Genomic DNA, 26,946 nt, shown 5'->3' on the forward strand with positions numbered 1-26,946 from the left:
ACGGCGCCGGGGCGGGCCTCAATGTTACATTCGGCGACAATTGGTGAGGACCGCCCGTTCAAGCGGCTGTTTTGGGGCGAAAAGCCTCCAGGTCAGCGTGCTTCCGGACACTGCAGCGCCTCCTTGGCGCCCCAGAACTGATCCTCCGGCGCCCAACCCGACGCGCCGTCGGCCTTCAGCCGGCACCAGCCCTTCTCGCACTTGTCGAGCGTGGCGATCGAGCGGCCGCGCAGATAGGCGCTGATCCGCGACTCGGCCTTGGGAGAAGAATGAAGGGGCAGGGGGCTGTCCTGCACCCGGATGGCGGTGCGGCGGCCGTCGGTGGTGCGCTTGTGCACCCAGGCCAAGCCGCCTTCCGGATCGCAGATCCTGCGCCACTCGCGGGTTTCGGCCACCACCTGCACCGGCAGGCCCTTGGCCTTGTAGATCCACAGCAGGCGGTGATCCTCGTCCGGACCCTGGCGGGCGTTGACCTCGCCGTACTTGAGCACGACGTAGCGCGGCACCGGCAGGCCCGACGGGGTCGTGGTCGGCGGCTGGGCGAGCGCGACGCCCGCCGTCAGCAGGGCGGCGACCGCGATCAGACCGCCCAAGCCGCGAAAACCACCAAGCGAACGATGTTTGCTTTTCACCGGCATGTTGCTTGGCCGCTTCCGGCCCCTTTGCTACAGATTTGGAACGCCCGTCAGGGAAGGCTTTTCAGACCGCCCATGCCCGTTCGCAAGCTCAAAGTCGTCGTCACGCGCAAGCTGCCCGATCCCGTCGAGACGCGGATGTGCGAGCTGTTCGACACCGAACTGAACCTGGCCGACAAGCCCATGACGCCCGACGAACTCGTCGAGGCCATGGGACGAGCCGACGTGCTGGTGCCCACCATCACCGATCGGATCGACTCGCGCCTTCTGTCGCGATCCGGCGAACGGCTCAAGCTGATCGCCAATTTCGGGGCCGGGGTCGACAATATCGACGTCGCCACGGCCAACGCCCGCGGCATCATCGTCACCAACACCCCCGGCGTCCTGACCGAAGACACCGCCGACCTGACCATGACCCTGATCATGGCCGCCGCGCGCCGCGTGGTCGAGGGGGCCGAGGTGGTCAAGGCCGGCGATTTCCACGGCTGGTCGCCGACCTGGATGCTGGGCCGCCGCCTGTGGGGCAAGCGCCTGGGCATCGTCGGCATGGGCCGCATCGGCCAGGCCGTGGCCCGCCGCGCCAAGGCCTTCGGCATGCAGGTGCACTATCACAACCGCAAGCCCGTCAGCCCGCGCATCGCCGAGGAGCTGGGTTGCACCTACTGGGAAAGCCTCGACCAGATGCTGGCCCGGATGGACATCATCTCGATCAACTGCCCGCACACCCCGGCCACCTACCACCTGCTGTCGGCCCGTCGGCTGAAGCTGCTTCGGCCGCACGCCATCGTCGTCAACACCGCCCGCGGCGAGGTGATCGACGAGGGGGCCCTGGCCAACATGCTGGCCCGCGGCGAGATCGCCGGCGCCGGCCTGGACGTCTACGAGCACGAGCCGGCCATCAATCCCAAGCTGCTGAAGCTGCCCAACGTCGTGCTGCTGCCGCACATGGGCTCGGCCACGGTCGAGGGCCGCATCGACATGGGCGAGAAGGTCATCGTCAACGTGAAGACCTTCATGGACGGCCACCGTCCGCCCGATCGCGTCATCCCGGCGATGCTCTGAGGCGAAGCCTTTCAGGGCTGAAACACCTCCAAGCTTGACTGTAATGCGGAAGCGCCGCCCGTACCGCCTGTAGTTGCGTTCGGGGGAGTGCGTCTGATGTTGTCGCGTCGCGCCATGCTGGCGGCGGCCATGGGCCTGCCGTTGTCGTCGGTCATACTGGAGATGGAGACGGCGCAAGCCCAGGCCTTGACCTCCGCAACCGCCGCGACGCCCCCGACCCTCGACGAACTGCTCAAGCGGCCCCTGGTGCGGGGCGCGGCCCTGTCGCCCGACGGCAAGACCATCGCCGTGCTGGGTGGTCAGGAAGCCGGCGACAAGACCCTCGCCAGCGTGACCTTCCTCAACGCCGCCGACCCCAGCGACAATCCGCGGACCCTCAAGCTGGGCGTCTTCGACATCACCGACATCGCCTGGGCCAACGACGAGCGCCTGCTGATCTGGTGGCGCAACAAGGGCAAGATCGACAAGTCGCCGACCGGCAGCCTGTTCGGCTTCCAGACCGACGCACCGGACGTGCGGCGCATCCTGGCCGTCAATCTCGACGGCGGCGACGCGGTGATGCTGTTCGGCGAAAACCTGCGCAAGGTCCGGGAGAACTTCGACCTCGGCATCGTCGCCGACATGCTTCCCGACGATCCGCGCCACATCCTGATGGCCGCCTGGGACATCGATTGGCGGGTGGGGGCCCTCTATCGGGTCGACGTCTATAGCGGCGCGGCGACCCTGGTCGAGCGCGGGCAGGTCAACACCTACGGCTGGGTCCTGCAGAACGGGACGGCGGTGCTGCGCTATGACGGGAACGCGCGCGGCACGGTGCAGACCATCTACGCTCGACCGCGCAGCGAGACGGCCTGGACCCAGGTCTGGAAGATCAGCAAGAACGACTGGGGACCCTCGGACTACGAGGTGCTGGCCACCACGCCGGAGCCGGGCGTCCTGCTGGTCAGCGCGGTTCCCGAAGGCGGCGACACGCGGGTGCTCCGTCGCTTCGACCTGCGGACACTGAAGTTCGGCGAGATCGTCGCCCAGTCCCCTGGGCGCGAGCTGACCGGGGTGCTGCGCGACCGCCGGGGCGACTTCCTCGCCGCCCGCTACATCGACGATCGCGTCGCCTATCAATTCGCCGATCCCAAGGCGACGGCGCATCACAAGGCCATGACCTCGTTCTTCGGCGGCGAGGCCAATGTCACGCTGGTCGACGCCAGCGCCGACGGCCAGCGGTTCCTGGCCCTGGTCAGCGGCCCCCGGATGCCGGGCAGCTATTTCTTCTACGACAAGCAGGCCAAGCGCTTCGAAGCGATCGGCGACCGGCGGCCGTGGCTCACCGAGGACCGGCTGGCCGGGATGGACATCCTCGACGTCGTCGCTCGCGACGGCGCCAAGCTGCGGGGCTATCTGACCAAGCCGAACCGGCCGGGCCCCTGGCCCCTTGTCGTCATGCCCCATGGTGGTCCCGAGGCTCGCGACATGTTCGACTTCGACCTGTTCGGCCAGACCTTCGCGGCGCGCGGCTGGGCCGTTCTGCAGGTGAACTTCCGCGGCTCGGGCGGCTACGGCAAGGCCTTCGCCGAGGCGGGACGCAAGCACTGGGGCGACCGGATGCAGGAAGACGTCGAGGACGCGATCGCCCAGGTCATCGCCACCGGCGGCGTGCGCGCCGACCGCGTGGCCATCTGCGGCGGCAGCTATGGCGGCTATGCGGCGCTGATGGGCGCGGTGCGCCGGCCAGAGCTCTACAAGAGCGTCGTCGCGATCGCCGGCGACGCCGATCTGGTCGAGAGCATCGCCTTCTCGAAGACCGAGGACGGCTCCGACAGCGAGGCCTACGACTATTGGCGCAAGGTCATCGGCGATCCGGCCGTCGACCGGGAAATGATGCAGCGGGCCTCGCCGGCCCTGCGCGCGGCGGAAATCAACGCGCCCGTACTGCTGATCCATGGCGACAAGGACGTCATCGTCGCGCCCAAGCAGTCGCGGATCATGGCCGCGGCCCTGCGTCGGGCTGGAAAGAGCGTGGAGCACGTCGAACTGCGCGACGTCGGCCACCGCAATTGGGAACAGGAAACCTACGAGACCGTCCTGACCAGGACGGTCGAGCACCTGGCCAGGACGCTCGACGCCTGAACCTGCGCCGGAAACCTTGGAACGGGAGAATAAACCGGCGGACAACTTGACCTTGTCCGCCGCCACGCTCTAGCTGGCCCCGTGAAACGGGGGTTTCGAGTTCGATGATTTCGCGTCGTGACGTCATGGGGGGCGTCGTGGGGGGCGCCTTTGGGGCGTCGGCTATCCTGTCGGCCTGGAGTGCGATGGCGGCGGACGCTCCGCAAGGACCGCCTACGCTCGACGAGCTGCTGAAGCCCTCGCGGGTGCGCAGCGCCGCCCTGTCGCCCAACGGCGAGAAGATCGCCCTGCTGGCGCTGCAGGACATCGACGGCAAGAAGATCGCCACGGTCACCTTCCTGAAGGCGGCCGATCCCGCCGATGGGCCCAAGACCATCCGCATCGGCTCGATCAATGTCGAGCGGATCGCCTGGGCCAATGACGAGCGGCTGCTGATCTGGATCAACAACAACAGCGTGGCCTCGTTCACCTCGACCGGCTCGCGGATCGGCGCCTCGTTCGGCGGCCTGTCGGTGCGCCGGATCCTGGCGATCAATGTCGGCGGCGGCGACGAGGTCGTGCTGTTCGGCAACAAGCGCATCAAGCTGCGCGAGAACTTCGACCTCGGCTATGTCGTCGACATGCTGCGCGACGACCCGCGCCACGTGCTGATGGCGGTGTGGGAAATGACCCGCGACGCCCTGGGCGTCTACAAGGTCGACGTCTACACCGGCGAGGCCGAGCTGGTGGAATACGGCGGCGCCACCACCCGCGGCTGGGACGTCCAGGACGGCCGGCCAGTGCTGCGCTACGACTTCAACAATCGCGGCTCGGTGCTGTCGCTGTACGGCCGCCCGCCCGGCGACGACAAGTGGACCTTCATCCGCAAGATCCGCCGCAGCGAGTGGGAGAAGCTGGATTTCGAGGTGCTGGGCGCCTCGCCCGAGCCAGGCATACTGTTGGTCGCCAACCGCCTGGAGGACGGCGAGGCCCGGATCCTGCGCAAGTTCGACCTGCGCACCTTGAGCTTCGGCGAGACCGTCTCCGAGCGTCTCGGCCGCGACCTGGAAGACGTGCTGATCGACGAGAAGGGCCGCTTCTTCGGCGCGCGCTACACCGACGACCGCGTCGTCTATCAGTTCGCCGATCCGAAGATGAACGCCCACTACAAGGCGATGAACGGTTTCTTCGGCAACGAGGCCAACGTCTATCTGACCGGCGCCAGCGCCGACGGCCAGCGCCTGCTGGCCTATGTCTACGGGCCGCGCATGCCCGGCTCGTTCTTCTTCTACGACAAGCAGGCCAAGCGCTTCGAGGCGCTGGGCGAGCGCCAGCCGTGGCTGACCGAGGCGCGCCTGGCGCCGATGGAGACCCTGGATGTCGCCACCCGCGACGGCGTCAAGCTGCGCGCCTACCTGACCCGGCCGCTGAAGCCCGGCCCCCATCCGCTGGTGGTGCTGCCGCACGGCGGGCCGGAGATCCGCGACAGCGTCGAGTTCGACCTCTTCGTCCAGAGCTTCGCGGCCCAGGGCTGGGCGGTGCTGCAGGTCAATTTCCGCGGCTCGTCCGGCTATGGCCGCGCCTTCGTCGAGGCCGGCCGGCGACGTTGGGGCGACCGCATGCAGGAGGACATCGAGGACGCCGTCGACCAGGTGATCAAGGCCGGCGGCGTGGCCCCGGGCAAGGTCGCCATCTGCGGCGCCAGCTACGGCGGCTACGCGGCCCTGATGGGCGCGGTGCGCAAGCCAGGGCTCTACAAGGCCGCCGTGTCGATCGCCGGGGTCAGCGACCTGCCCGACATGCTGGCCTATGAGCGCGAGGACGGCGACGACTCCCCGTCCTACAAGTACTGGGTCGAGACCATCGGCGATCCGTCCAAGGACAAGGCCATGCTGGAAGCCGCCTCGCCGGCTCGCAACGCCGCCAAGGTCGCCGTTCCGGTGCTGCTGATCCACGGCGCCGACGACTGGATCGTGCCGCCGCGGCAGTCGCGGATCATGGCCAAGGCCCTGCGCGACGCCGGCAAGACCGTGCAGCATGTCGAGCTGCGCGACATCGGCCACCGCAACTGGGACGAAGCCGCCTTCAAGGCGGTGCTGAACCCCGCCATCGCCCACCTGAAGACGGCTTTCGCCTGAAGGCGGCGATCGCCGCACCCCTGTAATTGCAAAGCTTGCGAAAACTCGCGAGTGTGCCGACGCGCGGATCGTATCGGTTCGCGCCTGTATCCAGTCGCGACCGGGGGGCCGCCGCTTTGCTTACTCGACGTCACGTGATGGCGGCCGCCTCGGCGGCGCCGCTGCTCATCGATCGCGCCCTGGCCGGCGACGACAAGACGGCCAGGGTCGCGCCGGTTCCACACAGCATCGACGACCTGCTGAAGCCGCCGGTCATGCTGGACGTCGCGCTGTCGCCGGACGGCACGCGGCTGGCCTTCCTGGTCGAGCGCCGGCTCGGCGACAACAAGCGCGACCTGCAGCTCGTCTATCGACGGACCGTGGAGACCGAGGCGCCGAAAGGCCCGATCAGCCTGGGCGACTACGCCGGTGAAAAGATCGTCTGGGCCAATGACGAGCGGCTGCTGGTCTGGCTGCGGCGAGAGTTCGTACTGACCTCCGGGAGCGGGCAGAACAGCATCGTAGGCTCCTACGCTGGAACCCTCGCGGGCCGACGGATCGTGGCGATCGGCGAGAACGGCGCCAATCCCATGCTGCTGCTCGCCCGAAAGGAAGACGGCCCCATCTGGATGGGCGACCGGGGCGAGGTGGTCGACATGATGATCGATGACCCGCGACACATACTGATGCCATCGGGAACCGGCCTGATGAAGGTCGACATCGTGACCGGCGCGACCGAGGAATTCGAGCGGGGAACGTCCGACACCGTGGGCTGGGTGACCCAACGGGGCGTCCCCCTCATCCGCTACGACACCAACAACACCGGCTCCAAGATCGCGGTGATGGTCCGCCCCCCCGGCGCGAAGGAATGGAAACGCTACCGCACCATCCGCCGCGACGAACGCTACGAGTCGCCGGAACTGCGCTTCATCGCCCCCACGGCCGAGCCCGGCAAGCTGCTGGTGCTCGACAACGACGAGACCGCCGACCTGCCGGCGATCCGGCTGTTCGACACCCGGACCATGACCATGGGCGAGGTGTTCGCCCACCACAACAAGCGCCCGATCACCGGCCTGTTCATGGACGACGAGAACCGGCCGATCAGCATCAGCGTCAGCGACGACCGGGCCAAGGACTGGTTCGTCGACCCCGACCTGGCGGGCCACTACGAGCGGGTCGTGGCGACCTTCGACAAGACCGAAAGCGTCAGCCCCTACGAGGTCAGCCGCGACCGCAAATGGCTCGTCTTCGCAGTCAGCGGACCGCGCAATCCCGGGGCCTTCTGGCTGTACGACGTCACGCGCGGCTCCCTGAAGTTCCTGGCCGACCGCCAGCCCTGGCTGAAAGCCGAACGCCTGGCGCCGATGGAAGCGCTGCGGGTCGAGACCCGGGACGGCGCGACCATCACCGCCTACCTGACCACGCCGATCACCCCGTCCGACAAGCCGCGCCCGCTTGTGGTGCTGCCGCACGGCGGACCGGAAATCCGCGACACCCTGTCGTTCGACGTCTTCGTCCAGGCCTTCGCGGCCCAGGGCTGGATGGTGCTGCAGCCCAATTTCCGCGGCTCAAGCGGCTATGGCCGCGCCTTCGCCGACAAGGGCCGCCGCCACTGGGGCGACCTGATGCAGGCCGACGTCGAGGATTGCGTGGCCAAGGTCCTGGCCTCGGGCGCGGTCGATCCCAGCAAGGTGGCGATCTATGGCATGAGCTACGGCGGCTATGCCGCCCTGATGGGCGCGGTGCGCAAGCCCGACCTCTACAAGGCCGTGGTCTCGGTGTCCGGCGACGCGGAACTCTCCAAGACCCTGTCCTTCGCCCGCCAGCAGGAGGGCTACGATTCCGACGCCTACGCCTATTGGATCCGGACCATCGGCGATCCAAAGACCGACAAGGCCATGCTGGCCGAGGCCTCGCCCGCCCTGCGCGCCGGCGATATCAAGGCGCCGGTGCTGCTGATCCACGGCGTCGACGACACCATCGTCGGCGTCGATCAGTCGCGGATCATGGCCAAGGCCCTGAACGCGGCCGGCAAGCCCTGCGAACTGGTCGAACTGAAGGGCGTCGGCCACAAGGAATGGACCGACGGGGTGACCAAGATGGTCATGGAGAAGGCCATCGCCCACATCGGCAAGGCCTTCGCCTGACGCTTAAGACCGCATCGAGCCCGTCTCCATGAACCGCTGGTGCCACGACAGCGCCTCGCCCGGCAGGGTGGGGGTCTGGCGGCCGTAGGCGCCGGCCTGGGCGCGCTGGAAGTAGTCCTCCAGACCCGGGCGGAAGTCGGGGTGGGCGCAGTTGTCGATGATCACCCGGGCCCGCTGCTTGGGCGACAGACCGCGCAGGTCGGCCAGGCCCTGCTCGGTGACGATCACCTGGACGTCCTGGTTGATGTGGTCGACATGGCTGACCTGCGGGACGATGGCCGAGATCTTGCCGCCCTTGGCCGTCGACGGGGTCATGAAGATCGACACATAGGCGTTGCGGGCGAAGTCGCCCGAGCCGCCGATGCCGTTCTGGATGCGCGAGCCCATGACATGGGTCGAGTTCACCGCGCCGTAGATGTCGGCCTCGATCAGGCCGTTCATGGCGATGCAGCCCAGGCGCCGGATCAGCTCGGGATGATTGGAGATCTCCTGCGGCCGCAGGATCATCTTGCCCCTGAAGCTCTGCATATCGGCGTTGAGGCCGGCCGCCGCCTCGGGGCTCAGCGAGAAGGCCGTGGCCGAGGCCATGCGCAGCTTGCCGGCCGCCAGCAGATCGAGCATGCCGTCCTGGATCACCTCGGTATAGGCGGTCATGTTCTCGAACCGGGCGTCGACCAGGCCGGTCAGCACGGCGTTAGCGATGTTGCCCACGCCTGACTGCAGCGGCAGCAGGGAAGGGGGCAGGCGGCCCATCTTCACCTCGTGGGCGAAGAACTCCAGCAGATGGCCGGCGATCGCCAGGGCCGAGGCGTCGGGCGCGGCGAAGGGCAGGTTGCGGTCCGGCGCGTCGGTCTCGACCACGGCGACCACCTTGGCCGGATCGACCCGAAAATACGCCTCGCCGATGCGGTCGTCGGGCCTGACCAGCGGGATCGGCACGCGGTTCGGGGGCAGGGCGGTGCCGTAATAGATGTCGTGCATCCCCTCCAGCGCCGGATTCTGCCAGGCGTTGACCTCGAGGATGATCTTCGAGGCGCGGTCGAGCCAGGTCTTGTTGTTGCCCACCGAGGACGACGGGATCAGCGAGCCGTCGGCGCGGATCCCGGCGATCTCGACCACGGCGGTGTCGAGCGGACCAAGAAACCCCTGCCAGGCCATCGGGGCCACTTGGCTGAGGTGCATGTCGAAATACTCCATCTCGCCGCGATTGATCTTCTCGCGGGCGATGGGGTCGGAATTGTAGGGCAGGCGGAACTCGACGCCGTCGCTCTTGGCCAGGGCGCCGTCCAGCTCGGGACCGGTCGAGGCGCCGGTCCAGACCTTCACGCGGAAGGGATCGCCGGCGGCGTGGGCCGCCTCCATCCGCTCGGCCAGGGCCATCGGCACGGCCTTGGGATAGCCCGAACCGGTGAAGCCGCTCATGCCGACGGTCGAGCCCGGCTCGATCAGGCCAGCGGCGTCCTGGGCGCTCATGGTCCTGGCGGCCAGGCCCGGATGGGCGATGCGGGGGTTGGTCATCGGTCTCTCCCTGCGGCCGACCGGCGCGCGAGGGGAGGTCCGCCGGGACCGGCGGCCGCGAACCTAGACCAAACGCCCCAGGCCCTCACCTACGTAAATACCCGTAACGAAAAGGTTTTCGCCGAACGACGCTATCGTCCGCAGCTGGGGCAGGCGGGATCCGCGCCGATCCGGACCGTGCGGGTCTCGGCCGCCAGGGCGTCGTAGATCAGCAGCCGCCCGGACAGCGGCTGGCCGGCGCCGGCGATGACCTTGACCGCCTCCAGCGCCATCATCGACCCGATGACGCCCGCCAGCGCCCCGACCACCCCGACCAGGGCGCAGGTCTCGGCGTCCGGCGGAACCTCGGGCACCAGGCAGCGGTAGCAGGGCTGGCCGTGGAACACCCCGACCTGGCCGGTCCAGCGCCCCAGGGCCCCGCTGACCAGGATCTTGCCCTCGGCCAGGCACGCGTCGCTGACGGCGAAGCGGGTGGAGAAGTCGTCGGTGCCGTCCAGCACGATGTCGTAGCCGCGCACGATCTCACGGGCGTTGGTCTCGTCGAGCCAGACGGCGTGGGGCACGACCGTGACGTTGGGATTGAGGGCCGCCAGATGATCGGCGGCCGCCTCGACCTTGGGCTTGCCGACATCGGCCTCGGCGTAGAGCACCTGACGCTGCAGGTTCGACAGCGACACCGCGTCGGCGTCCGCGAGACCAATCGTCCCCACGCCGGCGGCGGCCAGGTAGAGGGCGGCGGGCGCGCCCAGGCCCCCGGCGCCGACCAGCAGAACCCTGGCGGCCTTCAGCTTCTGCTGCCCCGGTCCGCCGATCTCGCGCAGCACCAGATGGCGGGCGTAGCGCTCGACTTCGCGTTCCGAAAAGCTCATGGCGCTTGACCCTCCAGGCCGGCCTCGCCACATGCGAAGCCATGCAAAGCTCGAACTCGTTCCCCGACTGGCACGGCACCACCATTCTCGCGGTGCGCAAGAACGGCCAGACCGTGATCGCCGGCGACGGACAGGTCTCCATGGGGCCAACCGTCGTCAAGGGCAACGCCCGCAAGGTGCGCCGCCTGGCCGGAGGCGCGGTCGTCGCCGGCTTCGCCGGGGCCACGGCCGACGCCTTCACCCTGATCGAGCGGCTGGAAGCCAAGCTCGAGCAGTATCCCAACCAGCTGGCCCGGGCCTGCGTCGACCTGGCCAAGGACTGGCGCACCGACCGCTACCTGCGCCGCCTCGAGGCCATGCTGCTAGTGGCCGACAAGGACGCGATCTACACCGTCACCGGCGTCGGCGACGTGCTGGAACCGGGCGAGAGCCCTGGCGGTGGAGCCGTGGCGGCCATCGGCTCGGGCGGCAACTACGCGCTCGCCGCGGCCAAGGCGTTGATCGACCAGGACCTGACGGCGGAAGAGATCGCCCGGCGTGCGATGGCGATCGCCGCCGAGATCTGCGTCTACACCAACGGCAACCTGACCGTGGAGGGGTTGTAGCTCCCTTTCTTCGTCATCCCGGAAAGCGCGCAGCGCTTATCCGGGACCCAGGGGACTGGGCTCGGCGACATGGTTGACCGCCTCTGCGGGCTGCCGGCGCAATGCGGGCCGCCCCTGGGTCCCGGCTCTTCGCTTCGCTAGGGCCAGGATGACGGATTAAGGTGCGGCAGGAGGCCCTGACCATGCTCAAGCTGTTGCCGCCCGCCTTGATCGCCATCGCCCTGGCCGCCCCCGCGCTCGCCCAGGACATCTCCGCCGCCCCGGTCGAGGCCGCCGAGCGCGCCTTCGCCGCCGACGGCCTGGCCCTGGGGATCAAGGGCTCGTTCCTGCGGCACATGGCCGACGACGCCATCGTCTTCGCCCCCGGCCCGGTCAACGCCCGTGAATTCTACGAGAAACGGCCAAGGACCAACGAACCCAAGCTCTTCTGGTGGCCCCAGAAGGTGGTGATCGCCCGCTCCGGCGACCTTGGCCTGTCGCTGGGCCCCTGGAGCATCGACGACAAGCGCGGCGGCTACTACGCCACCATCTGGCGCAAGGGCGCGGACGGCGTATGGAAGTGGGTCTATGACGGCGGGGCGCAGGCTGATCCCGGCAAGGCTCCCGGTCCCGACGCCGCCGCCCAGGCCGGTCCGCTCGCGCCCGCCGGCGCGGAATCCCAGGCCAAGGGCTTCGAGGAAGCCCGCGCCGCCGAAGCGGCCCTGACCTCGGCGGCCGCGACCGACGCCCCGGTCGCCTACAAGAGCGTTCTGACGGACGACGCCTGGCTGCTCGGCCCGAAAGAGACCAAGGCTCTTGCCGGAAACGATCTTTCCGCCCGCCTGGCCCTGCGTCCGGCCGCCATCGCGCTGCGCCCGCAAGGCGGTGGCGCGTCCGGCGCCGGCGACCTCGTCTGGACCCACGGCGAAGCCAGTTGGAGCGGACCGGATAACAAACCCGTGGCGGCGCACTATATGCACGTCTGGCAAAGGCGCGCCGAAGGTTGGCGCCTGATCTTCGAGACCCTGATCAACGACACATGACCGAGTTCTCCCCCCGCGAAATCGTCTCCGAACTGGATCGCTTCATCGTCGGCCACGCCGAGGCCAAGCGCGCCGTCGCCGTGGCCCTGCGCAACCGCTGGCGCCGCCGCCGCACGCCGGCCGACCTGCAGGACGAGATCACCCCCAAGAACATCCTGCTGATCGGCCCCACGGGCGTCGGCAAGACCGAGATCGCCCGGCGCCTCGCCCGCCTGGCCCAGGCTCCGTTCCTGAAGGTCGAGGCCACCAAGTTCACCGAGGTCGGCTATGTCGGCCGCGACGTCGACCAGATCGTCCGCGACCTGGTCGAAAGCGCGCTGGGCATGGTCCGCGACAAGCGGCGCGCCGGCGTGAAGGCCAAGGCCGAAGCGGCCGCCGAGGACCGTATCCTCGACGCCCTGACCGGTCCCGGCGCCACCGCCGCCCGCGACAGCTTCCGCAAGAAGCTGCGGGCCGGCGAGCTAGACGACAAGGAGATCGAGCTGCAACTGGCCGACAGCGGCGGCGGCGGCATGTTCGAGATCCCCGGCCAGCCGGGCGCCTCGGTGCTGAACCTGTCGGAAATGATGAAGTCGTTCGGCGGCGGCCGCACCAAGACCCACAAGACCACGGTCTCGGGCGCCTGGGCCCCGCTGATCGCCGAGGAGAGCGACAAGCTGCTCGACCAGGAGGCCCTCACCCAGGAGGCCCTGTCCCTGGCCGAGAACCACGGCATCGTCTTCCTCGACGAGATCGACAAGGTCGCCAGCTCGTCGCAGCGCTCGGGCGCCGACGTCTCCCGCGAAGGGGTTCAGCGCGACCTGCTGCCGCTGATCGAGGGCACGACGGTGTCGACCAAGTACGGGCCGGTGAAGACCGACCACATCCTGTTCATCGCCTCGGGCGCCTTCCACGTGGCCAAGCCCAGCGACCTGCTGCCGGAGCTGCAGGGCCGCCTGCCGATCCGCGTGGAGCTGAAGGGCCTGTCGCGCGACGACATGCGCCGCATCCTCACCGAGCCGGAAGCCAATCTGCTGCGCCAGCACCAAGCGCTGATGGCCACGGAAGGCCTGACGCTGGTCTTCACCGACGAGGCCATCGACGCCCTGGCCGACGCCGCCGTGGCCGTGAACGGCTCGGTCGAGAACATCGGCGCCCGTCGCCTCCAGACCATCCTGGAAAAGGTGGTCGAGGAGATCAGCTTCTCGGCCGCGGATCGCGGCGGCGAGACCGTCACCATCGACGCGGCCTATGTGAAGGAACGGGTCGGGGCCCTGGCGGCCAATGCGGACCTTAGCCGGTATATTCTCTAAAATCCCTCTCCCCTTGCGGGAGAGGGTGGCCTCCGAAGGAGGTCGGGTGAGGGGTCGACAGACCTGTCCGCTGCGACGGCGGATCGACCGGGCGCGACCTCAACCTTCTGAGAGACCCCTCATCCGACGGTCTTCGACCGCCACCTTCTCCCGCAAGGGGAGAAGGAACACGGAACGAAGAAAGGCCCGGGCGTCGCCGTCCGGGCCGAAAGTCAGAGGGGACTTACTAGGGGGATACGGGGATGTAATGCGCATGGCCGCGCTTTCGTTCCACAACCCCTGCGACATTAAGTCTTTGTTCTCAAACCGCCCCGACGGCACGGCTCGGTAAACGGCTCTTAACCAAACCGGCCCACAAGATCGCTCCGTACGACTCTGGAGTGGTTCATGGCGCGAGTGGCGCGGCGATCGAATGTGGAGCTGGTCTGGGAGGCGGTCCGCTACGGCTGGGCGCAACCCTGGACGGCCCGGTTCCGGGGCGGCGTGCTGGCCGTGCTGGGCGCTGGCCTGTTGCTGTCGCTGGCCACCTATGACGCGGCCGACCCCAGCTTCAACGCCGTCAGCAGCGCGCCCGCGACCAACGCCCTGGGCGGAGCCGGCGCCATGGTGGCCGACGTCGTCGTGCAGTCGCTGGGCCTGGCCGGCTGGATCGCCGCGATCATGATGCTGGTCTTCGGCCTGGCGCGCACCGCCCAGCCCGACCCCGACGCCCACCGCAAGGAACTGCGGGTGCGCGCCGGCGTCGGCGTGGCCGGCCTGCTGGCCCTGGCCGGCTTCCTGACCATCCTGGCGCCGCCCGCCGTCTGGCCGCTGGCCAAGGGCCTGGGCGGCTTCTGGGGCGACGGCCTCTTGAACCTGATCGGCGGCATCTTCGGCTTCGCCCACATTCCCGGCGCGCGGATCATCGCCGCCCTGCTGCTGCTGGTCGGGGCCGTGGTCGGTGTCGGCTACGCCCTGGGCGTCCGCCGCGTCGATCCCGAGAGCCTGATGGCCCTGATCGCCCGCCTGACCGCGCCGCGTGAACGCGCCGCGCGCCAGCCCGAGCCCGAACCCGCCCGCGCGCCCCGCGCCAAGGCCGCCGCCGCGCCCCGCCGCGCCGTGCGCGACGCCATCGAGGCGATCGACGACCAGCCGGCCCCGACCCAGCGTCGCGGCGCGCGTGCGCCCGCCCCGGCGGAAGACGACGCCGGCGATGTCGCCGCCCCGCCCCAACCCGCGCCCCGCGCCGCCAAGGCCGCTCGCCCGGCCCCGCCGCCGGTGGACGACGAGGACGACTTCGCCCCCAGCTTCGACGCCCGCCCCCTGGCCATCCGCCAGCCCAAGGCCCCGGCCGCGACCAGCAACCGCGAACTGCGAGAGCAGCAGAAGACCTTCGACTTCGAGGAGGACGAAGACGGCTTCCAGCTGCCGGAACTGGCCATGCTGGCCAAGTCCAAGCCGCGCTCGGCGGAATTCGACGAAGGCGCCCTGCGCCAGAACGCCCGCCTGCTGGAAAGCGTGCTGGCCGAGTTCGGGGTGAAGGGCCAGATCGACCAGATCCGCCCAGGCCCGGTCGTCACGATGTACGAACTGGTCCCGGCCCCAGGCGTGAAGACCGCCCGCGTCGTTGCGCTCGCCGACGACATCGCCCGCTCGATGAGCGTGATCTCGTGCCGCGTGGCCGTGGCCCAGGGCCGCAACGCCATCGGCATCGAAATGCCCAACCAGCGTCGCGAGACCGTCTATCTGCGCGACCTGCTGTCGAGCGCCGACTACGACAAGGCCAGCTCGATCCTGCCCATGGCGCTGGGCGAAACCATCGGCGGCGAGCCCTACATCGCCGACCTGGCCAAGATGCCCCACCTGCTGATCGCCGGCACCACCGGCTCGGGCAAGTCGGTCGGCGTCAACGCCATGATCCTGTCGATCCTCTACAAGCTGCCGCCCGAGAAGTGCCGCTTCATCATGATCGACCCGAAGATGCTGGAACTGTCGGTCTACGACGGCATCCCGCACCTGCTGGCGCCGGTCGTGACCGATCCGAAGAAGGCCGTCGTGGCGCTGAAGTGGACCGTCCGCGAGATGGAGGACCGCTATCGCCGCATGTCCAAGATCGGCGTGCGCAACATCGGCGGCTACAACGAGAAGGCCAACGAGGCCCTCGAAAAGGGCGAGCACTTCGAGCGGACCGTGCAGACGGGCTTCGACGACGCCGGCCGCCCGATCTACGAGACCGAGCAGATCCGCCCCGAGGCCATGCCCTACCTGGTCGTGGTCATCGACGAGGTGGCCGACCTGATGATGGTGGCCGGCAAGGACATCGAAGGCGCCGTCCAGCGCCTGGCCCAGATGGCCCGCGCCGCCGGCATCCACCTGATCATGGCCACCCAGCGCCCGTCGGTCGACGTCATCACCGGCACCATCAAGGCCAACTTCCCGACCCGGATCAGCTTCCAGGTCACCTCCAAGATCGACGCCCGCACCATCCTGGGCGAGCAGGGCGCCGAGCAGCTGCTGGGCCAGGGCGACATGCTCTACATGGCCGGCGGCGGCCGCATCACCCGCCTGCACGGCCCGTTCGTGTCCGACGGCGAGGTCGAGGCCGTGGCCAAGTTCCTGCGCGATCAGGGCATTCCCCAGTACCTGGAGGAAGTCACCGCCGGCGGCGACGAGGAGCAGGAAGAGGCCATCGAGGGCGCTTTCGCCGGCGAGGGCGGGGCCAACGACCTCTACGACCACGCCGTGGCCGTGGTCACCCGCGACCGCAAGGCCTCGACCAGCTACATCCAGCGCCGCCTGCAGATCGGCTACAATCGCGCAGCCTCCTTGATGGAGCGGATGGAGAAGGAGGGCGTGGTCGGCGCCGCCAACCACGCCGGCAAGCGCGAGATCCTCGCGCCGCCGCCACCGCCTCTTTGATCCCTCTCCCCTTGCGGGAGAGGGTGGCCTCCCAGAGGGAGGTCGGGTGAGGGGTCTCTCAGATCTCAAAACCGCTAGCGGCGGTCAGGCCGGGTGGAGCGTCTCATGTCTGAGAGACCCCTCATCCGGCGCCTATCGGCGCCACCTTCTCCCGCAAGGGGAGAAGGATCCGAACGAAACCTCCCCGCCGACGTTCTCCCCAGCCCCAACCTGAACGGCCCTTCATCGCAGCGCCGGAAAACGGCCGCGCCATGGCCTTTCCCGCGACGCGCGCACAGGGCAAAGGTGGAGTTGAAGGAGTTCGCATGACCCAGACGACCGATCAGAACCGTCGATCCCTGCTCGCCGCCGGCGGCGCGGGCCTGCTGGCCGCCGTGATCGGCGCGCCCGCTTTCGCCCAGACGCTGTCGGACGAAGACAAGGCGCTGATCGCCAAGGCCACGGCCTATATCCAGGGCCTGTCCAACGCCAAGGGCCGCTTCGTGCAGACCGATCCGCGCGGCGTGACCACCCAAGGCACCCTGTGGCTGCAGCGCCCCGGCAAGGCGCGGTTCGAATATGACGGTCCGGGCGGCCTGCTGGTCGTCAGCAACGGCAGCAACGTCAACATCTTCGACAGCCGGCTGAAGACCTTCGAGAGCTATCCGCTCAGCCGCACGCCACTGGCCCTGCTGCTGGCGCGCGAGGTTCGCCTGGATCGCGGCGTGAAGATCACCGGCGTGCGCAAGCTGGCCGACGGCTTCACGATCGTCGCTCAGGACGCCCGCCGCCAGACCCTGGGCCGCCTGGAGATGAACTTCAGCAACGAACCCGAGCTGATCGGCTGGACCATCAGCGACGTGAAGGGCGGCCAGACCCGCGTGCGCCTGTCGGGCCTGGAAAAGGTCGGCGCGATCGACTCGAAGTTGTTCGTCCTGACCGATCCTCGCCGCAGGGTGGGCAAGGGACCGACCGGATAAGGGCGCGTTTGTGACATTCTCACAACATGCAAGTCTGAAGCGCTTTTTCCCTTGAACTAAAAATTTCGACGTGGCACTTTTACCACGCATGGCGATGAGCGCCCGACCCGCTCTTCGCAAACCGTGCCGGATCTATCCCCTCCCGGCGGCGGCATGAGAGACCTGACTTTCGCCCGGACGCCTCGTGCGCCCGGGCGTTTTTCTTTGTGGTATGGCCAAGGCGAGGGTAGGGGAGCGGCATGCGCCTCCGTATCGCCACCTGGAACGTCAATTCCGTCCGCCTGCGCGCCGAACAGGCCGCCCGCTTCGTCGACGAAGCCGCGCCCGATGTCCTGTGCATTCAGGAGATCAAGTGCCAGGAGGGCGAGTTTCCGCGCGAGGCCTTCGAGGCCATGGGCCTGCCGCACCTGAAGATCATGGGCCAGAAGGGCTGGCACGGGGTGGCCATCGCCTCGCGCCTGCCGATCGAGGACGCGCCGACCCTGATGAACTGCCGCGAGGGCCATGCCCGCTGCGTGGCGGTGAAGGTGGCCGGCGTCGAGATCCAGAACTTCTACATCCCGGCCGGCGGCGACCTGCCCGACCGGGTCGCCAACCCGAAGTTCGACCACAAGCTCGATTTCTACGAAACCCTGACGGCCGCTCTGAAGAAGCGCGACCCCAAGGATCCGCTGATCGTCACCGGCGACCTCAACATCGCGCCCGGCGAAAACGACGTCTGGAGCCACCGCCAGATGCTGAAGGTGGTCAGCCATACCCCGGCCGAGCTCGAGGCCTTCGACGCCTTCATCAAATCGATGGACCTGCTGGACCTGCCGCGCCTGGCCACGCCCGAGCCGGAAAAGCTGTTTTCCTGGTGGAGCTACCGCGCCGCCGACTTCCGCAAGTCCAACCGCGGCCTGCGCCTGGACCACATCCTGGCCAGCCCCGGCCTGCGCGACGCGGCGATCATCGACGGCAAGGTCTCCTCGCGCGTCCACGACAACGTGCGGGAGTGGGAGCGTCCGAGCGACCACGCGCCGGTGACGGCGGATCTGAAGCTGTAAGAACGACCCTCTCCCGGAGGGAGAGGGAGGGGCCCGCGCGAAGCGTGGGAGGGTGAGGGGTTACGAGGTTTGACGTCGTGCCGGCACGCCGTCTTCAGTCCCTAACCCCTCATCCGACCTGCTTCGCAGGCCACCTTCTCCCTATGGGAGAAGGATTATTCAGAGGCCGGCGCCAGTTCCGGCAGGTCGAACTTCAGCCAGACGGCCTTGTCCTTGAGGGTCGACTTGACCCAGTCGGCGTGCATCGCGCGTTCGGCGTCGGTCGAGCGGAAGGGCAGGGGGCGCGGGCGGGCGCCGTAGCCGCCGGCGCGGGCGGCGCTGACGGCGTTCACCGCCACGGCGTGGGTCAGTTCGAGGGCGCGTTCCTTGCCGCCCTGCAGTTCGAGATAGACCTCGGCCAGCAGGTGGGAGTCGATCAGCGCCCCGTGCTTGTCGCGGCTGTCGAGGCTGATCTTGAAACGCTTACAGAGCGCGTCGAGCGAGTTGTACATGCCCGGGAAGCGCTTCTTGGCCATGGCCAGGGTGTCGACCCAGCGCTCTTCGGGCAGCGGGGCGCGGCCGCACTTCTCCAGCTCGAAATTGACGAAGCTGCGGTCGAACGCGGCGTTGTGGGCCACGACGACGCTGTCGCCGACGAATTCCAGGAACTTGTCGGCGATCTCGTGGAACTTCGGCTTGCCGGTCAGGAAGGCGGCCGACAGGCCGTGCACCTTCTCGGCCTCGGCCGGCATGTCGCGCAGCGGGTCGCAATATTCGTGGAACGAGCGGCCGGTGGGCATGAAGTCCACCACCTCGATGCAGCCGATTTCGACCAGGCGGTCGCCCGTCTTCGGATCGAAGCCGGTGGTTTCGGTGTCGAGGATGATTTCCCGGGCCATCGCCCTTCAATGGGCCGCTTCGAGTCCCGCATCAAGCGGAGGCGGGCGTTCTCAACAGGGTCAGGATGTCGCGCACCTGGTCCTCGGCGGCCTGCAAGCCTTGGCCGGTATCGATCACGAAGTCGGCGCGGGCGCGCTTTTCCGCGTCAGGCAACTGGCGGGCGAGGATCGCCTCGAACTTTTCCGCGGTCATGCCCGGCCGGGCCAGCACCCGCTCGCGCTGGATATCGGCGGGGGCGCTGACCACCACCACCTTGTGGACGTTCTTTTGGCCGCCGGTCTCGTAGAGGAGAGGGACGTCCAGCACGACGATGTCATGCCCATCCGCCTGCGCCTTCTCGAAGAAACCGATGCGATGGGCGCCGACCAGCGGGTGGACGATGGCTTCCAGCTTCTCCAGCGCCTCGGGATCGCCGACGACCTGGGCGCTGAGCCGCGCACGGTCGATCGCGCCGTCCACGACCACGCCCGGAAAAGCCGCCTCGACCGGCCCGACGGCCGCACCACCCACAGAATAGAGCGCATGCACGGCGGCGTCGGAATCATAGACCGGCGCGCCCTGGGCCTCGAACATCTTGGCCGTGGTCGATTTGCCCATGCCGATGGAGCCGGTGAGGCCAAGGATGATCACGTCGCCGAGGCTCCCAGATGCGCCAGGGCGATGGCGCGAACGTCCACGTCGGCCGGCGGGGCCCGGCCGAAGAAGGCCTCGAACGACGGCACGGCCTGCAGCAGCAGCATTTCCAGGCCGTCCACGGTCGCGCGCCCGGCGGCCTGCGCGCGTTGCAGGAACTCGGTGCGCAGCGGCTTGTAGACCATGTCCATCACCACGCAGCCTTGCGGGGTCAGGGAAAGATCTGCGGCCGGACCTTCGCCGCCGCCAAGGCCCAGCGAAGTGGCGTTGATCACCAGGCCGGCGTCGGCCAGCAAGGCGGGGAGGGCGTCTTCCCCAGCGGCGGAGACCTTGTCCCCAAGCGCGTCTGCGACGGCCTGGGCCTTGGACACCGTACGGTTGACGATGCGCACGGCCGGCGCGCCGGCCAGCAGCAGGGCCGCCGCCGCGCCGCGCGCCGCACCGCCGGCGCCCAGGATCACGACGGGCGAAGCGCTCACGTCGAAGTCCGGCGCCTGCGCGGCGATAGCGCCCAGCAGGCCCGGGCCGTCGGTGTTGTCGGCGAAGATCGTGCCGTCGTCGCGAAACCGTAGCAGGTTGGCGGCGCCGGCCAGGCGGGCCAGATCGCTGGCCTCGTCGGCGCAGGCCAAGGCCCGCTCCTTGAAGGGAATGGTGACGTTGAGCCCACGGATCACCCCGCCGCGAAAACCGTTCACGAAGGTCTCGAACCGATCCTCGGCCGGGCCCATCGGCACATAGGCGCCGTCGATCCCGGCGGCCGCCAGCCAGGCGTTGTGCAGAATCGGGCTCATCGAATGGACGATCGGCTGGCCGCAGACGCCGGCCACCAGGGCCGCGCCCGTGATCGCCTGCCCGTGTTGAGAACTCATGCCTGGAGGGCTCCGTGCAGGCGCAGGAAGTCGAGCAGGCCGGTCATCGGCAGCCCGAGGATGGTGAAATAGTCGCCGTCGACGCGGTCGAACATCTGCAGGCCTTCGCCCTCCAGCATGTAACAGCCCACCGATGAGAGAATCTGCTCGCCGTTGCGCTCCAGATAGCCGTCGAGCCAGGCGTCGCTGAACGGCCGCACCGACAGCTTGGCGGTCTCGACCACCCGCCAGATCGGCCGGCCGTCGCGGGCGACGACGACGCCGGAATGCAGCTTGTGAACCTCGCCGCGCAGCTCCAGCAGCCGGGCGCGGGCTTCTTCCACCGTGCCGACCTTGTCGAACAGCCGGCCCTTCAGTTCCAGCGTCTGGTCCGAACCGATCACGAGGCCGGGCCGCTTGCCCGAGACCTTGACCGCCTTCATCTCGGCCAGGGCGTCGGCGACGTCGCGCGGACTGACCTCTTCGGCCAGCAGGCCGGCCTTGGCGCTCTCTTCATCCACACCGGCTGCGACGGCCTCGAACGGCACGCCGGCGTTCTTGAGGATCGTCTGGCGCGTCCAGCTGGTAGAAGCCAGCGTGATGGGAGGGCCGCTCATCCCAGCACCTCGACCTGGCCGCGGCCGCCCGACAGCAGGTTGATGATCGCCGCCGCCGTCTCTTCCACCGACCGGCGCGTAACGTCGATGATCGGCCAGCCGTTCTTCTCGAAGAGGCGACGGGCGGCGATGATCTCGGCCCGCACGCTGTCGGTGTCGATATAATCGCTCTCTCTATTCTCCTTGAGAGAGAGCAGGCGGTTGCGGCGGATCTGGATCAGCCGCTCGGGGCTGGTCATCAGGCCGACGATCAGGGTGTTCTTCAGTTCGAACAGCTGGTCGGGCGGCGGACGGCCCGGCACCAGCGGCACATTGGCCGCGCGCACGCCGCGATGGGCCAGATAAATGCAGGTCGGGGTCTTCGACGTGCGCGACACCCCCACCAGGATGACGTCGGCCTGGGTCAGGTCCTGGCCGCCCTGGCCGTCGTCGTGAGCGATGGCGTAGTCCAGCGCCTCGATGCGGTCGAAATAGTCGTTGTTCAGCGCGTGCTGCGCGCCCACGCGCGTGGAGATCTTGGCCCCCAGATAGCGCGACATGGCGCTGACCACCGGGTCCAGCGCGGCGATGCACGGCATTTCGAGCTTGCGGCAGCCTTCTTCCAGCGCCGCGCGCAGATTCGGGTCGATGATGGTGTGCATGACCACGCCCGGCGCGCCGGCGATCTCGTCGAGGGCGCGATCCAGCTGACGCGTGGAACGAACCAGCGCGTAGATGTGTTCGATGGGCAGGATGTCGGTGAAACGGGCGCAAACCGCGCGCGCCATGGCGTTGAGCGTCTCGCCCGTGGAGTCCGACACCAGGTGGATGTGGAAGTAGGTGGCGAACCGCGCGGTGTGGCGATCGGTCTCAGCCGAGGCGCCTTCCTGTGGATCGTCCGTTAAAGATTGCTTTACCACTCTGGGCGCCCTCTGGGGACAAGCGGGCGCCAAATACGCCCTGCCGCGGCGACGCGCCGCGCCCCTGTGATAAACGGCCTCATTGACGCCGGACAATCCCCAGCTTGAACCTGCCCTCCAGGACATGTGCCTGAGCGTTCGTCCACGCCTGTGGAAACTCCTAACAGATGGTTAATTTCGCTTTTACCAGCATCTGGGTTCCTTAGGGATTCCAGGGGCCTGGCGGTTTGTCCACGGAGTTCACAAGGTATGACCCCCATGTGGACCAAGCTTGGGCATACCGAGTAGGGCCTGTTGGACTCCTCCACACGGGCGGACTTATCCCCGTGTTGCACTTGCCCACCCCCTTCTTCCTACCTTTCTAAGAATCTTATTTTTAAGAAGAATAAGAGGGTACGGGGTCTCCCGGACTTGAGTGCGAAGGCTCGCCGGGATTTAACGCCGGTATGACGAGCGCCCCGATCCCGAAGTTTCTCTCCGTGCTGGCTGGCGAGACCGCCGAACGTCCCCCGGTCTGGTTCATGCGCCAGGCGGGACGGTACCTTCCCGAGTACCGCGCCGTGCGCGCCACCACCCCGGACTTCATCAGCTTCTGCCTGAACCCCGAAAAGGCGGCCGAGGTGACGCTGCAGCCGCTGCGTCGTTTTCCATATGACGCGGCCATCGTCTTCGCCGACATCCTGCTGATCCCCGGCGCCCTGGGCCAGAAGGTGTGGTTCGAGGCCGGCGAGGGTCCCAAGCTCGGCGAGCTACCCGATCTGGACGCCATGGCCGACAAGGTGGGCCAGGCGGGCGAGGCCCTGAAGGCCGTCGGCGAGACGCTGTCGCGGGTTCGCGCAGACATCGATCCCTCCAAGGCCCTGATCGGCTTCGCCGGAGCGCCCTGGACGGTGGCCACCTACATGATCGAGGGCGGCTCCAGCGATCGCTCGGGGGCGCGGACCTTCGCCTACCAACAAGCCGACAAGCTGGACCGCCTGATCCAGATCCTGGTCGACGCAACGGTGGATTACCTTGCCATGCAGGCCGCTTCCGGCGCCCAGGCGCTGAAGTTGTTCGAGAGCTGGGCCGAGGGCCTCTCCGAGCCGCTTTTCGAGCGCCTGGTGACCAGGCCGCACATCGCCATCGTCGAAGGGCTGCGCGCCCGCGGCGTGACCGTGCCGGTGATCGGCTTCCCCCGCGGGGCCGGAACGCTCGTCGAGGCCTACGCGCAGGCCGTGCCGGTGGACGGGGTGGCGCTCGACACCTCGGCCTCGGCGAAGCTGGGCCAGACGATCCAGAAGACCAAGACCATCCAGGGCGCCCTCGACCCGCTTCTGTTGCGGGCCGGCGGCGCGGCCCTGGACGAACGCGTCGACCAGATGCTCGCGCAGTGGGGACAGGGCCCCTATATCTTCAACCTGGGTCACGGCATTCTGCCCGACACGCCGATCGCTCATGTCGAGCAGGTGCTGAAGCGGGTGACCGGCCAGTGAGCCAGCAGAAGAACGGTCGCAAGATCGCCGTCGTCCTGTTCAACCTCGGCGGACCCGATCGTCAGGAGGCCGTGCGGCCGTTCCTGTTCAATCTGTTCCGCGATCCGGCGATCATCCAGGCGCCGTTCTTCGTCCGCTATCCGGTGGCGACCCTGATCTCGACCACCCGGGCCAAGCTTGCGCGCGCCAACTACGCCCTGATGGGCGGCGGCTCGCCCCTGCTGCCGGAGACGCGGAAGCAGGCGGCGGCGCTTGAGGCGGTGCTGGCGGAGCGTCTGCCCGGCGATACGGTCAAGACCTTCATCGCCATGCGCTATTGGGATCCGCTGACCGGCGAGACCGCCAAGGCCGTGAAGGCCTTCGCTCCCGACGAGGTGGTGCTGCTGCCGCTCTATCCGCAGTACTCGACCACGACGACGGCCTCGTCGCTGAACGCGTGGAAACGCGCATGGCGCAAGGTAACGGGTCGCGAAGGCCCGGGGCGGACGACGACCGTGTGCTGCTATCCGACGGCCGAAGGGTTCGTGCAGGCGCACGCGGATCTGATCCGCCAGGACTACCTCAAGGCCGGCGCGCCCAAGCCGGCGCGGATCCTGTTCTCGGCCCACGGCCTGCCGGAGAAGGTGATCATCGCCGGCGATCCCTACCAGCGTCAGGTCGAGGCCACGGCCGCCGCCGTCGTCGCCAAGCTGGGCGACATCCTGGGCGAGGGCGTCGACTGGAAGATCAGCTACCAGAGCCGCGTCGGCCCGTTGAAGTGGATCGGTCCGTCGACGGACGACGAGGTCAAGGCCGCGGCGCAGGCGGGCCTGGCCCTGGTGGTGGCCCCGATCGCCTTCGTCTCCGAACACATCGAGACCCTGGTCGAGCTCGACGTCGAATATCGCGAGCTGGCCTATGAGCACGGCGGCTCGATCTATGTCCGACCGCCGGCGCTGGGCGTGACGCCGGCGTTCATCGATTGTTTGGGGACTCTGGTCACCGAAGCCCTGTCGTCGGAGTCGTCGCAGATCTGCGGCGGCGACCGACCCTGCCCTGAAAGCTCTCACGGAGCCGCCGCGTGACCGACTTCCTGGTCGAGCATTTCAACCTGATCCGCGGCCTGCACATCCTGGCCGTGATCGCCTGGATGGCGGGGATGCTCTACCTGCCGCGCCTCTACGTCTATCACACCGGCGCTACGCTCGGCTCGGAGATGGACGCGACCTTCAAGGTCATGGAGCGCCGGCTGCTGCGGGGGATCATCAATCCGGCGATGGTCGCGGCCCTGATCTTCGGCCTCGGCCTGATCATGGCCGACGGCGCGATCCGCGGCTGGGACTTTCTGCTGAAGCCCTGGATGCTGGCCAAGCTGGCCGGGGTGTTCTTCCTGTTCGGCTGGCACGGCTTCCTGTCGAAGGCCCGCAAGCAGTTCGAGGCCGGCCAGAACAAGCGCTCGGAAAAGTTCTGGCGCGCCACCAACGAGCTGCCCTTCGTGGCGGCGATCGTCATCGTGCTGTCGGTGACGACCAAGTACCTGAACTAGCGGGAAGGGGGCCTGGCCCCCGCGTTCTCCCACCTTCATCCTCAGCCAGGATGACGAGCGCCCACAGGACGGCTCCGGTAGCGCTTGACCCCGGGGCCGCCTTGTGGTTCCCGTCTTGGTCAGACGTTGCGGCCATACCGCAGCGTTCCCGCCTTTCACGGATCGCGCCCGTCCTGGTGCGCCTCATGATCCGTTCCCCTGATCGATCCGCGCCGTCGTCAATGGCGCGACCCCATCGCCGCTTCCACGTGGAGCCGGCTGAATTTCTATCCAAGCCCGGATCGTATCCGGGCCACCGTGAGTCCATGCATGTCTGAAGACACCGACCCGCAAGTCCCCGCCGAGCTGGAAACCTCGCTCGACACCGTCGAAACGACGGAAGACGCCGCGATCGACACCACTGCTGAAGCCTCCGCCGACAACGCCGCCGAAGGCGACGCCGGCGACGAGGACGACAACGCCGAGATCACCGCGGCCATCGCCGCTATGGGCCTGACGCGCATGTCGCTGCAGGAACTGAAGGAAAAGTCCCCGGCCGACCTGCTGGCGTTCGCCGAGACTTTCGAGGTCGAGAACGCCAACTCCATGCGCAAGCAGGACATGATGTTCGCCATCCTGAAGACCCTCGCCGAAGAAGGCGTGGAGATCTTCGGTTCGGGCACCATGGAAGTGGTTCAGGACGGCTTCGGCTTCCTGCGCTCGCCGGAAGCCAACTACCTGCCGGGTCCGGACGACATCTACGTTTCGCCCTCGCAGATCCGCAAGTTCGGCCTGCGCACCGGCGACAGCGTGGAGGGCGCGATCCGTTCGCCCCGCGAAGGCGAGCGTTATTTCGCCCTGACCAGCGTCTCGAAGATCAACTTCGAAAGCCCCGAGAACGTGCGCCACAAGGTGCACTTCGACAACCTGACGCCGCTCTATCCCGAAGAGCGCCTGAACATGGAACTGCCCGATCCGACCATCAAGGATCGCTCGGGCCGCGTCATCGACATCGTCGCCCCGCTGGGCAAGGGCCAGCGCTGCCTTATCGTCGCCCCGCCGCGCGTGGGTAAGACGGTGATGCTGCAGAACATCGCCAAGTCGATCGAGACCAACCACCCCGAGTGCTATCTGATCGTCTTGCTGATCGACGAGCGCCCGGAAGAAGTCACCGACATGCAGCGCACGGTGAAGGGCGAGGTCATCGCCTCGACCTTCGACGAGCCCGCCACGCGCCACGTGCAGGTCGCCGAAATGGTGATCGAGAAGGCCAAGCGCCTGGTCGAGCACAAGCGCGACGTCGTCATCCTGCTGGACTCGGTCACCCGTCTGGGCCGCGCCTACAACACCGTGGTGCCGTCGTCGGGCAAGGTCCTGACCGGCGGTGTCGACGCCAACGCCCTGCAGCGCCCCAAGCGCTTCTTCGGCGCCGCGCGTAACGTGGAAGAGGGCGGCTCGCTGTCGATCATCGCCACGGCCCTGATCGACACCGGCAGCCGGATGGACGAAGTCATCTTCGAAGAGTTCAAGGGCACCGGTAACTCGGAAATCGTTCTCGACCGTAAGGTCGCCGACAAGCGCATCTTCCCGGCCATCGACGTGCTCAAGTCGGGCACCCGCAAGGAAGAGCTCATCACCCCGCGCGACCAGCTGCAGAAGACCTACGTGCTGCGCCGGATCCTCAATCCGATGGGCGCTTCGGACGCCATCGAGTTCCTGCTCGAGAAGCTGCGCCAGTCGAAGACGAACGGCGATTTCTTCCAGAGCATGAATACTTAAGCTTGGTGTTTCACGTGAAACACGAGAAAGGCCCCGGAG

General features: G+C 68.1%; 22 protein-coding genes. 14 read left to right on the forward strand and 8 right to left on the reverse strand.

What is annotated here, in order from left to right; translation table 11 throughout:
- Window positions 1-92 precede the first annotated feature (92 nt).
- The gene (locus AC07NS_RS05550; protein ID WP_494602073.1) at window positions 93-638 is read right to left on the reverse strand and encodes an SH3 domain-containing protein; all 546 of its coding nucleotides are present in this window, start codon (window positions 636-638) and stop codon (window positions 93-95) included.
- Between the two features lie 72 nt (window positions 639-710).
- On the opposite strand from AC07NS_RS05550, the gene AC07NS_RS05555 reads away from it, so the two are divergent.
- The 4 genes from AC07NS_RS05555 to AC07NS_RS05570 all read left to right on the forward strand — a co-directional run bounded on the left by AC07NS_RS05555 (window position 711) and on the right by AC07NS_RS05570 (window position 8,064).
- Entirely contained in the window at window positions 711-1,697 is a 987-nt protein-coding gene (locus AC07NS_RS05555; protein ID WP_494602075.1) for a 2-hydroxyacid dehydrogenase, read from the forward strand.
- 96 nt (window positions 1,698-1,793) lie between these two features.
- A complete protein-coding gene (locus AC07NS_RS05560) occupies window positions 1,794-3,821 on the forward strand; it encodes an alpha/beta hydrolase family protein (RefSeq protein WP_494602077.1) in 2,028 nt (675 codons plus the stop codon).
- A gap of 185 nt (window positions 3,822-4,006) precedes the next feature.
- Complete coding sequence (locus AC07NS_RS05565) at window positions 4,007-5,938, forward strand: alpha/beta hydrolase family protein (RefSeq protein WP_494602078.1); 1,932 nt, start codon at window positions 4,007-4,009, stop codon at window positions 5,936-5,938.
- Window positions 5,939-6,075: 137 nt separating this feature from the next.
- The gene (locus AC07NS_RS05570) at window positions 6,076-8,064 is read left to right on the forward strand and encodes an alpha/beta hydrolase family protein (protein ID WP_494602079.1); all 1,989 of its coding nucleotides are present in this window, start codon (window positions 6,076-6,078) and stop codon (window positions 8,062-8,064) included.
- Between the two features lie 3 nt (window positions 8,065-8,067).
- Here AC07NS_RS05570 and scpC read toward each other — a convergent pair whose 3' ends face one another.
- On the reverse strand, window positions 8,068-9,582 hold the full coding sequence (scpC, locus tag AC07NS_RS05575; RefSeq protein WP_494602080.1) for a succinyl-CoA:acetate CoA-transferase ScpC: 1,515 nt from the start codon (window positions 9,580-9,582) through the stop codon (window positions 8,068-8,070).
- A 131-nt stretch (window positions 9,583-9,713) separates the two neighbouring features.
- Entirely contained in the window at window positions 9,714-10,451 is a 738-nt protein-coding gene (locus AC07NS_RS05580) for a HesA/MoeB/ThiF family protein (RefSeq protein WP_494602082.1), read from the reverse strand.
- Between the two features lie 5 nt (window positions 10,452-10,456).
- Here AC07NS_RS05580 and hslV point away from each other — a divergent pair, with 5 nt between their 5' ends.
- From hslV to xth, 6 genes are all read left to right on the forward strand, one after another.
- Window positions 10,457-11,056: an ATP-dependent protease subunit HslV gene (gene hslV, locus AC07NS_RS05585; RefSeq protein WP_161934963.1), complete on the forward strand. Its 600-nt coding sequence runs from the start codon at window positions 10,457-10,459 to the stop codon at window positions 11,054-11,056.
- A 182-nt stretch (window positions 11,057-11,238) separates the two neighbouring features.
- On the forward strand, window positions 11,239-12,078 hold the full coding sequence (locus tag AC07NS_RS05590) for a DUF4440 domain-containing protein (protein WP_494602083.1): 840 nt from the start codon (window positions 11,239-11,241) through the stop codon (window positions 12,076-12,078).
- Window positions 12,075-13,370, forward strand: a complete 1,296-nt coding sequence (hslU, locus tag AC07NS_RS05595) for an ATP-dependent protease ATPase subunit HslU (RefSeq protein ID WP_494602085.1) — start codon at window positions 12,075-12,077, stop codon at window positions 13,368-13,370. Before AC07NS_RS05590 ends, hslU begins: the two co-directional genes overlap by 4 nt.
- A gap of 387 nt (window positions 13,371-13,757) precedes the next feature.
- Window positions 13,758-16,268, forward strand: a complete 2,511-nt coding sequence (locus AC07NS_RS05600) for an FtsK/SpoIIIE family DNA translocase (RefSeq protein ID WP_494602087.1) — start codon at window positions 13,758-13,760, stop codon at window positions 16,266-16,268.
- Between the two features lie 305 nt (window positions 16,269-16,573).
- Complete coding sequence (locus AC07NS_RS05605) at window positions 16,574-17,227, forward strand: outer-membrane lipoprotein carrier protein LolA (RefSeq protein ID WP_492854092.1); 654 nt, start codon at window positions 16,574-16,576, stop codon at window positions 17,225-17,227.
- Window positions 17,228-17,466: 239 nt separating this feature from the next.
- Complete coding sequence (xth, locus tag AC07NS_RS05610) at window positions 17,467-18,273, forward strand: exodeoxyribonuclease III (RefSeq protein ID WP_494602088.1); 807 nt, start codon at window positions 17,467-17,469, stop codon at window positions 18,271-18,273.
- 155 nt (window positions 18,274-18,428) lie between these two features.
- Here the strand turns inward: xth and dnaQ are convergent, their stop codons facing one another.
- Genes dnaQ through AC07NS_RS05635 form a run of 5 tightly spaced genes read right to left on the reverse strand, consistent with a single transcriptional unit; the run spans window position 18,429 to window position 22,149 of the window.
- A complete protein-coding gene (gene dnaQ, locus AC07NS_RS05615) occupies window positions 18,429-19,151 on the reverse strand; it encodes a DNA polymerase III subunit epsilon (protein ID WP_494602089.1) in 723 nt (240 codons plus the stop codon).
- A 31-nt stretch (window positions 19,152-19,182) separates the two neighbouring features.
- Entirely contained in the window at window positions 19,183-19,782 is a 600-nt protein-coding gene (gene coaE / locus AC07NS_RS05620) for a dephospho-CoA kinase (RefSeq protein ID WP_494602090.1), read from the reverse strand.
- Entirely contained in the window at window positions 19,779-20,654 is an 876-nt protein-coding gene (gene aroE, locus AC07NS_RS05625) for a shikimate dehydrogenase (protein WP_494602091.1), read from the reverse strand. Before aroE ends, coaE begins: the two co-directional genes overlap by 4 nt.
- Window positions 20,651-21,250 (reverse strand): Maf family protein, encoded by a 600-nt coding sequence (locus AC07NS_RS05630; RefSeq protein ID WP_494602093.1) that lies wholly within the window; start codon window positions 21,248-21,250, stop codon window positions 20,651-20,653. The genes aroE and AC07NS_RS05630 overlap by 4 nt, the downstream gene beginning before the upstream one ends.
- On the reverse strand, window positions 21,247-22,149 hold the full coding sequence (locus AC07NS_RS05635) for a pyruvate, water dikinase regulatory protein (protein WP_110121138.1): 903 nt from the start codon (window positions 22,147-22,149) through the stop codon (window positions 21,247-21,249). The genes AC07NS_RS05630 and AC07NS_RS05635 overlap by 4 nt, the downstream gene beginning before the upstream one ends.
- 446 nt (window positions 22,150-22,595) lie before the next feature.
- Here AC07NS_RS05635 and hemE point away from each other — a divergent pair, with 446 nt between their 5' ends.
- From hemE to rho, 4 genes are all read left to right on the forward strand, one after another.
- Window positions 22,596-23,624: a uroporphyrinogen decarboxylase gene (gene hemE, locus AC07NS_RS05640; protein WP_494602095.1), complete on the forward strand. Its 1,029-nt coding sequence runs from the start codon at window positions 22,596-22,598 to the stop codon at window positions 23,622-23,624.
- Entirely contained in the window at window positions 23,621-24,688 is a 1,068-nt protein-coding gene (gene hemH / locus AC07NS_RS05645) for a ferrochelatase (RefSeq protein WP_494602097.1), read from the forward strand. The genes hemE and hemH overlap by 4 nt, the downstream gene beginning before the upstream one ends.
- Entirely contained in the window at window positions 24,685-25,149 is a 465-nt protein-coding gene (locus AC07NS_RS05650; protein ID WP_110121135.1) for a CopD family protein, read from the forward strand. Before hemH ends, AC07NS_RS05650 begins: the two co-directional genes overlap by 4 nt.
- Before the next feature lie 309 nt (window positions 25,150-25,458).
- Window positions 25,459-26,907: a transcription termination factor Rho gene (gene rho / locus AC07NS_RS05655; protein ID WP_110121134.1), complete on the forward strand. Its 1,449-nt coding sequence runs from the start codon at window positions 25,459-25,461 to the stop codon at window positions 26,905-26,907.
- Window positions 26,908-26,946: the final 39 nt, after the last annotated feature.

Source organism: Caulobacter sp. GW821-FHT10A10 (assembly GCF_059415745.1).

Coding starts and splice junctions, on each gene's coding strand:
- AC07NS_RS05580 (WP_494602082.1), bottom strand. CDS start 10,451: ATGAGCTTTTCGGAACGCGAAGTCGAGCGCTACGCCCGCCATCTGGTG.
- AC07NS_RS05550 (WP_494602073.1), bottom strand. CDS start 638: ATGCCGGTGAAAAGCAAACATCGTTCGCTTGGTGGTTTTCGCGGCTTG.
- rho (WP_110121134.1), top strand. CDS start 25,459: ATGTCTGAAGACACCGACCCGCAAGTCCCCGCCGAGCTGGAAACCTCG.
- AC07NS_RS05555 (WP_494602075.1), top strand. CDS start 711: ATGCCCGTTCGCAAGCTCAAAGTCGTCGTCACGCGCAAGCTGCCCGAT.
- AC07NS_RS05590 (WP_494602083.1), top strand. CDS start 11,239: ATGCTCAAGCTGTTGCCGCCCGCCTTGATCGCCATCGCCCTGGCCGCC.
- xth (WP_494602088.1), top strand. CDS start 17,467: ATGCGCCTCCGTATCGCCACCTGGAACGTCAATTCCGTCCGCCTGCGC.
- AC07NS_RS05600 (WP_494602087.1), top strand. CDS start 13,758: ATGGCGCGAGTGGCGCGGCGATCGAATGTGGAGCTGGTCTGGGAGGCG.
- aroE (WP_494602091.1), bottom strand. CDS start 20,654: ATGAGTTCTCAACACGGGCAGGCGATCACGGGCGCGGCCCTGGTGGCC.
- AC07NS_RS05630 (WP_494602093.1), bottom strand. CDS start 21,250: ATGAGCGGCCCTCCCATCACGCTGGCTTCTACCAGCTGGACGCGCCAG.
- AC07NS_RS05565 (WP_494602078.1), top strand. CDS start 4,007: ATGGCGGCGGACGCTCCGCAAGGACCGCCTACGCTCGACGAGCTGCTG.
- AC07NS_RS05560 (WP_494602077.1), top strand. CDS start 1,794: ATGTTGTCGCGTCGCGCCATGCTGGCGGCGGCCATGGGCCTGCCGTTG.
- scpC (WP_494602080.1), bottom strand. CDS start 9,582: ATGACCAACCCCCGCATCGCCCATCCGGGCCTGGCCGCCAGGACCATG.
- hslU (WP_494602085.1), top strand. CDS start 12,075: ATGACCGAGTTCTCCCCCCGCGAAATCGTCTCCGAACTGGATCGCTTC.
- dnaQ (WP_494602089.1), bottom strand. CDS start 19,151: ATGGCCCGGGAAATCATCCTCGACACCGAAACCACCGGCTTCGATCCG.
- AC07NS_RS05570 (WP_494602079.1), top strand. CDS start 6,076: ATGGCGGCCGCCTCGGCGGCGCCGCTGCTCATCGATCGCGCCCTGGCC.
- hemE (WP_494602095.1), top strand. CDS start 22,596: ATGACGAGCGCCCCGATCCCGAAGTTTCTCTCCGTGCTGGCTGGCGAG.
- AC07NS_RS05605 (WP_492854092.1), top strand. CDS start 16,574: ATGACCCAGACGACCGATCAGAACCGTCGATCCCTGCTCGCCGCCGGC.